Consider the following 8,398-nt stretch of genomic DNA (forward strand, 5'->3'; position numbering starts at 1 on the left):
GCATCACCCTCGATGCGGGCCTCGCCGACACCGTCACCTGGTACCGCGACAACCGCACCTGGTGGGAACCCCTCAAGACCACACCCACCGCATGAGCTGACAAACGCCGCGGGTGGTGGCGCCGACGGAGTTCGAATCGTCGGCACCACCACCCGCGGCGGTTCTGCGTCTGGTCAGCGACCGCCGGCGCGGAAGACCTCCGAGACGGTGCGGAGCACCACCTTGACGTCCAACCACAGCGACCAGTTCTCGATGTAGTAGTTGTCGAACCGGGCCCGGTCGGAGATGGGCGTGTCGCCCCGCAGGCCGCTGACCTGGGCAAGCCCGGTGAGCCCGACGGGGACGCGGTGGCGGGCCGCGTAGTTCGGGTATTCGGCCGAGAACTTCTCCACGAAGTACGGCCGCTCCGGCCGCGGCCCGACCACGCTCATGTCACCGCGCAGGATGTTCCACAGCTGGGGCAGCTCGTCAAGCGAGGTCCGGCGCATGAACCGGCCGATCGGCCCGACCCGGTTGTCGTGCGCGATGGACCAGTTGGTCTGCGACTCCTGCTCGTTCACGGGCCGCATCGACCGGAACTTGATGACCTTGAATGGCTTGCCGTACCGGCCGATCCGCTCCTGGTAGAAGAAGATCCCGCGGCCACCGTCGATGAACGTGGCGAGGGCGCAGAGCAGCAGCACCGGGCTCAACAGCAGGAGCGCGACCCCGGCGAACAGAATGTCGGAAGCCCGCTTGATGGCCCACCGTGGGCCGCTGAGCGTGATGTCACCGATCTTGACGATCGGGAACGCGCCGATGTGGTCGGGGTAACCGCCGTGCGAGCGTGAGCCCCACAGGCGCGGCACCGCCCAGAGATCGCAGCGTGAGCTGCGGGGCTGCAGCAGGGTTTCCATGAGCGTCGACTCGTCGCAGTCCGGGTCGGCGATGATCAGGACTTCGCACTCCGTCAGCCGGACGAGGTGTTCGAGGTCCGTCATCGTGCCGCTCAGCGCAAGCGCGGCGTTGTCCTGACGGGACGAAGCGTCGACGCAGCCGACGAACCGCAGACCGTACTGAGGGTAGCGACGCAGCAACCGGGCGATCTCGAGGCCGATCGGCCCGCCGCCGACCACTAGCGCGTTGTGCTCGGCCCAGCGACGCTTGCGGGACAACACGGTGAACGACCTGCTGGCCGCACGTCCGAGGATCACCAGCAACGCCGACAGAGCGACATCGCGCATGAACCCGCCGACGTACGCCACCGAGGCGTGACGCTCGGCCGCGATGATGGCCACCACCGAGGCGGCGGCGAGCAGTCGCCCGCAGAGGCTCGGCAGCTCGTCGAGGATGCTCACGTGACGGCGTGGCCGGTAGAGGCCACCGGCGGCGAACAGGGTCAAGGTCAGGGCGGCGTAGGCCATCGTCCCGCGCCAGTAGTTCTGGCTCAGCAGCAGCGGAGCGAGCAGCGCGACGGCGTCGACCGGCGCGTTCATCATCCAGGCCCGCAGCCACCGGGTGCGCGACGAGGTGCGGGACCTGGCGTACGGCAGGACGGCGGTCGTGCCGAGACCGGGCACCTCGACCTTTGCCGGCGCCCGAACCCCAGGCTCCCTGGTCTGGGGCACGGGTGGGGCGCCGCCGTAGCGGCGGGCCCCATCGCCCGGCATGTCAAGGTCGTCCCCGTCGACTGGCGGCATGGACGAATGGCTGGTCGCCGGATGGCCTGACACTAGTGGACCTCCCCGTGAAAACCCTCGGTCATGCATCCCGACCAGAAGGGCGACCGAACTCTACGATCGACCGGGTCGTGCCACCATAGCCGGCAAGTCAGTTCCTTCTCCTACTTTGCGGCGGAGAGGATTCCCGGAACGTCATCGTTACGGACCGCATCGAAGACCTTAGCGGCCTTCTCCTTGTCCGCAAGCACCACGCTCTCGGTGCCCATCATTCCGGTGCCCTTCACCGGGCAGGTGAGGAACGTCAGGTTGCCGCTGCGCAGGTCGCGCATCTCGGATCCGAGGTCTACCAGGTTCAACTTCTTGTCCACGGCGACCGAATCCGCAGTTGCCTTGATGAAGGAGTTGAGCTTGGCCGGGTTGGCGAGAGTGCCGCCAGAGGCCGCCTTGTCCAGGATCGCCTTGATGACCTGCTGCTGGTGCTTGATCCGGGCGAAGTCGCCGTCGGCGAAGGCGTGCCGTTCGCGGGCGTAGTCCAGCGCGGCCGCCCCGTCCATCTTCTGCCGGCCGGCGTTGAACGTCCGGCTGCCGTTGAGCGCGTACAGCGTGGTGAAGCCCTTCTCCACGTCCACGTTGATGCCGCCGAGCGCGTCCACGATGTCCTTGAATCCGCTGAAGTCGACGATCGTCACGTGGTCGATCCGCACGCCGGTGAACTTCTCCACCGTCTGCACGAGCAACGGCACGCCACCCCACGCGAACGACGCATTGATCTTCGCGTCCCGGCCACCCCGGCCGCTCGAGGACTTCGGCACGCTTACCCAGGTGTCCCGGGGGATCGAGATGAGCTGGGCGCTGGACCGGTCCTTCGGCAGGTGGGCCACGATGATCGTGTCGGTGCGGGAGCCGGACTCGCTGTTCGGGTCGCGGGAGTCGCTGCCGAGGATCATGATGTTCATGGCGCCCTTGGCGTTCTCACCCACCTGCGGGCGGTCGGCCTCCGGCACGCCGTCGAAGGCGTCGACGCGCTCGATGCCGGAGTTGATCGAACGGAAGTACAAACCTCCGGCGATCATCCCGCCACCGCCGAGCAATGCCAGGACCACGAAAGTGATCAAAGCGACCTTTTGCCATCGGGGACGCCGCCGCCGCGCCTGCTTGGTCGGCTCCGGTGGTTGCTGCGCCGCGATGAACTGGGTCTCGGGCTCCGCGTACTCTTGGCGATACTGCATGCCGCGATGCTACTGATTCCCGGTTACGGGGATGTACCCCCATCCGGGTCATCGGGTTCCACGTCCCGACCGAAACTTCTCCGACGATCGTTGCGGTGAACCTGTCATGAAGCAGCGGTGGACGTCACTCGGCGGCGCGGAGCTGTCACCCCGCAGGCCATTCGGCCGGTGCGACCGCTGCGCGGTGACGCCTGACCAGGGTCGACCGCCGGCACGTGGCACGCGCCGATCACCGTCGGTCAATGCTGTCTTAGCTTTGGCTTAGCCGACTTGTCCATGCACGCCCCGTTCCGGCAGCATCGCCGTCGTGACGGACGTAAGCGTTGTCGACATCGACCTGGACCACGCTCCCCAGCAGCGGCCCGCGTCGTCGTCCCGCTCGACGCCGTGGCTCGTCGCCGCCGGCGTCACCGTCGTCGCGGCGGCAATGGGGCTCACCCTGACCATGCGGTCCGGCTCCGCCCCGGCCTGTGCCGCCGGGCGGACCCTCGCCGCCGCGCCGCCCACCGGCACCGCCACGCACAGCGGCAAGGCCACCTTCTACGACTCGAACGGCGCCGGCGGCAACTGCTCGAACCCCGCCGCCCCGGCCAACCGGCTCTACGTCGCGCTCGGCCCTGCCGAATACGCCGCCGGTGCCGCCTGCGGTGGCTTCCTCGACGTGACCGGACCGAAGGGCACCGTCCGGGTGCTGATCATGGACCAGTGCCCGGAGTGCGCCCCGGGGCATCTCGATCTGTCCCGCGAGGCGTTCGCCCGGATTGCCGAACCGGTCCAGGGCCTCGTCCCGGTCACCTACCGTGCGGTGGTCAACCCACCGCTGCCCGGTCCGCTCACCTTCCGGATCAAGGAGGGGGCGTCGCAGTTCTGGTTCGCCGTCCGGGTCGGCAACCACGGCAACCCGCTGCGGTCGGTCGAGGTCCGGCAGGGTGACAGCGGTCCGTGGCGCGCGGCCGCCCGGCAGGACTACAACTACTGGCTGATCGTCTCGGGTGCCGGAGCCGGCCCGTTCACCATCCAGGTCACCGACGTGTACGGCAACCGGGCCACCGTCAGCGGCATCCGGATGGCGCCCGGCCAGGTGCAGAACAGCGCGGTCCGGATGTACGGGCGCGCCGCCGCCACCACCCCCCGCCCGTCGGCGTCGGCCCGCCCGCCCGGCAACCGATCCGCCGCCGCGACGCCGCAGCCGACCCGCCGTCCGGTCGAGGTGGCGAAGGCGAGCGCGCCGGCCACCGGCACGCCGAGCACCCAGCCGGCCGTGTCGAACGCCCGCTGGTGCACGGGCTGACCGCTCAGTCGACAGGCGGGAGGTCCAGCCACATCAGGATCTCGTCCCGGTCGTCATCGGGCGCGACCCGCAACGCGCCCGGCAGCCGGCCGACCTCCCGGTAGCCGAGGCGACGGTAGAACCCGTCCAACCCCAACCCGTCGCGGAGCGTCACGTGCAGCGCCTCGTAGCCGAGTCGCCGGCCCAACCGGGCGGCCTCGGTCATCAGCGCCGCGCCGTAGCCGCTGCCCTGGGTGTCCGGGTGGACCATCACCCGCTTCAACACGCACCAGTGCGCCTTGAGCACGAAGCGGTTGTCGGTGAAGATCAGCAGCGCCACCAGCCGGTCGCCGGAGTGTCCGACGAGCAGGCGGTCCGGTCCGTCGGTGATGCCGGCGAAGGTCGGGTCGGCGAGCACGCGCACGTCGGCCGCGGTCACCGGAGGTACGAAGCCGACAGCGCCGCCGGCGTTGCTGACGTCAGTCCAGAGCGCGACGATCTCGGCGCGTAGCCGCGGGGTCAGATCGGGGTCGAGGGTGAGGCGCAGGTTCACACCCGCCATCCTGAACCGCCGACCAGGCCCGTGACCCTGGACAGTGACGTGCCCGACAACCGCTGACACGCGGTGCGTTGACCTGTGCGGGAGAGGGGATTCGAACCCCTACGCCCTTTCGGACAATAGGACCTAAACCTATCGCGGCTGCCGTTACGCCACTCCCGCCAACTCGCTGAGTCTAGAGCGTCCGGCTTCGACGGTGTCGAGCCCGGCCTCCCTGCGAACGATCGAGACCGTGCGGTGGCTGGTCGGCTCAGTCCAGACCGAGGTCGCGGCGGAGCTTGGCGACGTGCCCGGTGGCCCTGACGTTGTAGAGCGCTCGCTCGACCTTGCCGTCGGCGTCGATCACGAACGTCGAGCGGATCACGCCGGTCACTGTCTTGCCGTACAGCTGCTTCTCGCCGTACGCGCCGTAGGCGGTCAACACCGCCCGGTCCGGGTCGGACACCAGCGGGAAGGTGATCGCGTCGCGCTCCCGGAACTTCGCCAGCTTCTCCGGCTTGTCCGGGGAGATGCCGACGACCTCGTAGCCGGCGGCCCGGAGCGAGGCGAGCGAGTCGCGGAAGTCGCAGGCCTGCTTGGTGCAGCCGGCGGTCATCGCGGCCGGGTAGGCGTACAGGACCACCTTGCGGCCGCGCAGTTCGGCGAGGGAGAGCTGGTCGCCGGTGTCGGTGGCGAGGGTGAACTCGGGCGCGGGGTCGCCGGGGGAGAGGCGGTCGGGCGTGGTCATGGCCCGACGATACCGCCGGCCAGGTGGGCGCCGTCGCCGGCCGGTGATCGACTCGTCGTCCTTGAAACCGGGGCATCCCGGGTACGCGGACACCCCGACATCAGGGAAGGCGAGTCGACCATCAGGCGAAGGAAGGTGATCAACACCTCGCGTTGTTGCCAAGCTATGGCAACAACGAGTCTGTGGAAATAGGCTGACGCGTGCTGGCCCGGTCGGGCCCAACTGACGTGTGGGAGGTCGCGTGGAAACACGTGCGATGCACATCTCCAACGGGATCATCGACGGTCCCGTGGCAGCGCTCTTCGCTGCGCTCGCCCTGGCCGCGCTCACCGTCTGCGTCCTGCGCGGCCGGCGCGACCTGGACGACCGGCTGGCCCCGATGGCCGGGCTGGTGGCCGCGTTCATCTTCGCCGTCCAGATGCTCAACTTCCCGATCTTCACGGCCGGCGTGAGTGGTCACCTGCTCGGTGGCGCGCTCGCCGCCCTGCTCGTCGGCCCCTGGGTCGGCGCGCTCTGCGTGTCGGTGGTGCTTGTCGTGCAGGCACTGATCTTCGGTGACGGTGGCGTGGCGATGCTCGGCCTCAACATCACGAACATGGCGCTGCTCGGCACCGCCGCGGCGTACGCACTCATCGCGCTGCTGCTGCGGGTGCTGCCCCGTACCCGGGCCGGCCTGGCCGTGACCGCGTTCGTCGCCGCGACGCTGAGCGTGGTGGTCGCGTCGCAGGGCTTCGTCCTGCAGTACTGGCTGGGTGGCACCACCGACCTGGGTAGCAACCTGGCCGGCCTGTCCGCCACGATGGCCGGCGTGCACCTGCTGATCGGCATCGGCGAGGGGCTGATCACCGCGACCACAGTGCTCACCGTCGCGAAGGTGCGACCCGACCTGGTGTACGCGCTGCGCTCGCTGCGTACCCCCACCGCCCCCGCCGTCGCGGTCTCCGGAGGTGTCCGATGAAGAACCGCTCCTGGGCCTTCCTGGCCGGTGGCCTGCTGGTCGCCCTCCTGCTCGCCGGGGTGGTGAGCAACTACGCCTCGTCGCACCCGGACGGGCTGGACTCGTCACTGCTCAAGGGCTGCACTGTCGACGCCGACGACAACATCGTCGGCGGCAGCTGCCCGGCGCAGCAGGCCAAGGACCACGAGCTGGGGGACAGCCCGCTCGCCGACTACGGCGTGCGCGGCGTGGAGAACAGCTTCGTCTCCACCGGCCTGTCCGGGGTGCTCGGGGTGCTCGTCACCTTCGCGATCGGCGCCGGCGGCTTCTGGCTGCTGCGCCGCCGCGGCACCACGCCGACCGACGGCACCACGACGACGTCCGTCGAGGGCGACTCCGCGACGTCCGGCGACGTCCGTAGCCGCGCCGACGCGGCGAGCTGAGCAGGGGTACGCGGATGGGTGCCGGTCACGGGCATGTGCTGTACCGCGAGTCGGACTCGCCGGTGCACCGGCTCCCGCCCGAGGTCAAGATCGTGGCGATGGTGGTCTTCACCATCGCCGTGGTCGCCACCCCCCGCACGGCGTTCTGGGCCTTCGGCGCGTACGCCATGCTGGTGGCCGCCGTGGCGGCGCTGGCCCGGGTCGGGCCGCGGTGGCTGCTCAGCCGGGCGCTCATCGAGCTGCCGTTCGTGCTGTTCGCCGTGGCGCTGCCGTTCCTCGGCAGCGGCGACCGGGTCGACGTGCTGGGCCTGCGGTTGTCCGAGGACGGGCTGCACGGCGCGTGGAACATCCTGGCCAAGGGCACCCTGGGCGTGCTCGCCTCACTGCTGCTCGCCGCGACCACCAGCACCCGGGACCTGATCGTGGGATTGGACCGGCTGCACTGCCCGCAGGTGCTCACCCAGATTGCCACGTTCATGCTGCGCTACCTCGACGTGCTCGTCGGCGAGGCGAGGCGGATGCGGGTGGCCCGGATCTCCCGGGGTGACGACCCACGCTTCCTGTGGCAGTTGCGCGGCTTCGCCGCCGGGATCGGCGCGCTGTTCCTGCGCGCCTTCGAGCGGGGTGAGCGGGTCTACCTGGCGATGCTGTCCCGGGGCTACAACGGGCGGATGCCTGTGGTGTGGCAGGGCGAGGGCGCGGCGAGCCCCGGTCAGTGGTTGATGGCGGCGACAGTGCCCGTGCTGGCCGCCTCCATCGCCGCCACCGCCGTCGTGCTGTCATGATCGGTGTCGTGCAGACCGCCCTCTCGCTGGACGTGCGTGGCGTCCGGTACGCGTACCCGGACGGGCACGTCGCCCTGCACGGGGTGGACCTGACCGTGCCGCGCGGCGACCGGGTGGCGCTGCTCGGGCCCAACGGCGCCGGCAAGACCACCCTGGTGCTGCACCTCAACGGCATCCTCACCCCGACCGAGGGCAGCGTGAGCGTCGGCGGGCTGACCGTCACGCCGGACCGGGCCACCCTGGGCGAGGTGCGCCGCCGGGTGGGCATCGTCTTCCAGGACCCGGACGACCAGTTGTTCCTGCCCACTGTCGCGGAGGACGTGGCGTTCGGGCCGGCGAACCTGGGCCTGCGCGGAGCGGAGCTGGCCGCCCGGGTGGACGAGGCGCTCGCCGCTGTGGGAATGGGCGAGCACCGGGACCGGTCACCACAGCACCTGTCGTTCGGGCAGCGCCGCCGGGTGGCGGTGGCCACAGTGCTCGCCATGCACCCGGAGATCCTGGTGCTCGACGAGCCGTCGTCGAACCTCGACCCGGCGGCCCGCCGTGAGCTGGCCGAGATCCTGCGCGACCTGCCGGTGACGCTGCTGATGGTCACGCACGACCTGCCGTACGCGGCGGAGTTGTGCGAACGGTCGGTGATCCTCGACGGCGGTCGGATCGTCGCCGACGCCCCCACCCTCGACCTGCTGCGTGACTCGGACCTGCTGGCCCGCCACCGCCTCGAACTGCCCTACGGCTTCACCCCCCGGCCGTAGCCCCACCCCACCCACCCACCCACCCACCCACC

The 8,398-nt window shown here is 70.2% G+C and carries 9 protein-coding genes and 1 tRNA gene; 5 read left to right on the forward strand and 5 right to left on the reverse strand.

Annotated features, from left to right (window positions below):
• Nucleotides 1-173 precede the first annotated feature (173 nt).
• Together AB0B85_RS33420 and AB0B85_RS33425 are read right to left on the reverse strand one after the other, a co-directional pair.
• A complete protein-coding gene (locus tag AB0B85_RS33420) occupies nt 174-1,649 on the reverse strand; it encodes a sugar transferase (protein WP_357413748.1) in 1,476 nt (491 codons plus the stop codon).
• 173 nt (nt 1,650-1,822) lie between these two features.
• On the reverse strand, nt 1,823-2,890 hold the full coding sequence (locus AB0B85_RS33425; protein WP_357413750.1) for an LCP family protein: 1,068 nt from the start codon (nt 2,888-2,890) through the stop codon (nt 1,823-1,825).
• A 307-nt stretch (nt 2,891-3,197) separates the two neighbouring features.
• Here AB0B85_RS33425 and AB0B85_RS33430 point away from each other — a divergent pair, with 307 nt between their 5' ends.
• Nucleotides 3,198-4,181 (forward strand): expansin EXLX1 family cellulose-binding protein, encoded by a 984-nt coding sequence (locus AB0B85_RS33430; protein WP_357413752.1) that lies wholly within the window; start codon nt 3,198-3,200, stop codon nt 4,179-4,181.
• Nucleotides 4,182-4,185: 4 nt separating this feature from the next.
• Here the strand turns inward: AB0B85_RS33430 and AB0B85_RS33435 are convergent, their stop codons facing one another.
• From AB0B85_RS33435 to bcp, 3 genes are all read right to left on the reverse strand, one after another.
• Nucleotides 4,186-4,713 (reverse strand): GNAT family N-acetyltransferase, encoded by a 528-nt coding sequence (locus AB0B85_RS33435; RefSeq protein ID WP_357413754.1) that lies wholly within the window; start codon nt 4,711-4,713, stop codon nt 4,186-4,188.
• Between the two features lie 85 nt (nt 4,714-4,798).
• Nucleotides 4,799-4,881: transfer RNA gene (locus AB0B85_RS33440), tRNA-Leu, on the reverse strand.
• Between the two features lie 88 nt (nt 4,882-4,969).
• On the reverse strand, nt 4,970-5,446 hold the full coding sequence (bcp, locus tag AB0B85_RS33445; RefSeq protein WP_357413756.1) for a thioredoxin-dependent thiol peroxidase: 477 nt from the start codon (nt 5,444-5,446) through the stop codon (nt 4,970-4,972).
• Nucleotides 5,447-5,687: 241 nt separating this feature from the next.
• Between bcp and AB0B85_RS33450 the strand changes: the two genes are divergently transcribed.
• Genes AB0B85_RS33450 through AB0B85_RS33465 form a run of 4 tightly spaced genes read left to right on the forward strand, consistent with a single transcriptional unit; the run spans nt 5,688 to nt 8,366 of the window.
• Entirely contained in the window at nt 5,688-6,404 is a 717-nt protein-coding gene (locus AB0B85_RS33450; protein WP_357413758.1) for an energy-coupling factor ABC transporter permease, read from the forward strand.
• Entirely contained in the window at nt 6,401-6,826 is a 426-nt protein-coding gene (locus AB0B85_RS33455) for a PDGLE domain-containing protein (protein WP_357413760.1), read from the forward strand. Before AB0B85_RS33450 ends, AB0B85_RS33455 begins: the two co-directional genes overlap by 4 nt.
• A gap of 14 nt (nt 6,827-6,840) precedes the next feature.
• Complete coding sequence (cbiQ, locus tag AB0B85_RS33460) at nt 6,841-7,611, forward strand: cobalt ECF transporter T component CbiQ (RefSeq protein WP_357413762.1); 771 nt, start codon at nt 6,841-6,843, stop codon at nt 7,609-7,611.
• Nucleotides 7,608-8,366: an ABC transporter ATP-binding protein gene (locus tag AB0B85_RS33465; protein ID WP_357413764.1), complete on the forward strand. Its 759-nt coding sequence runs from the start codon at nt 7,608-7,610 to the stop codon at nt 8,364-8,366. Before cbiQ ends, AB0B85_RS33465 begins: the two co-directional genes overlap by 4 nt.
• The last annotated feature ends 32 nt before the right edge of the window (nt 8,367-8,398 follow it).

This window comes from Micromonospora sp. NPDC049044, assembly GCF_040649215.1.
Taxonomy (GTDB): Bacteria; Actinomycetota; Actinomycetes; order Mycobacteriales; family Micromonosporaceae; genus Micromonospora.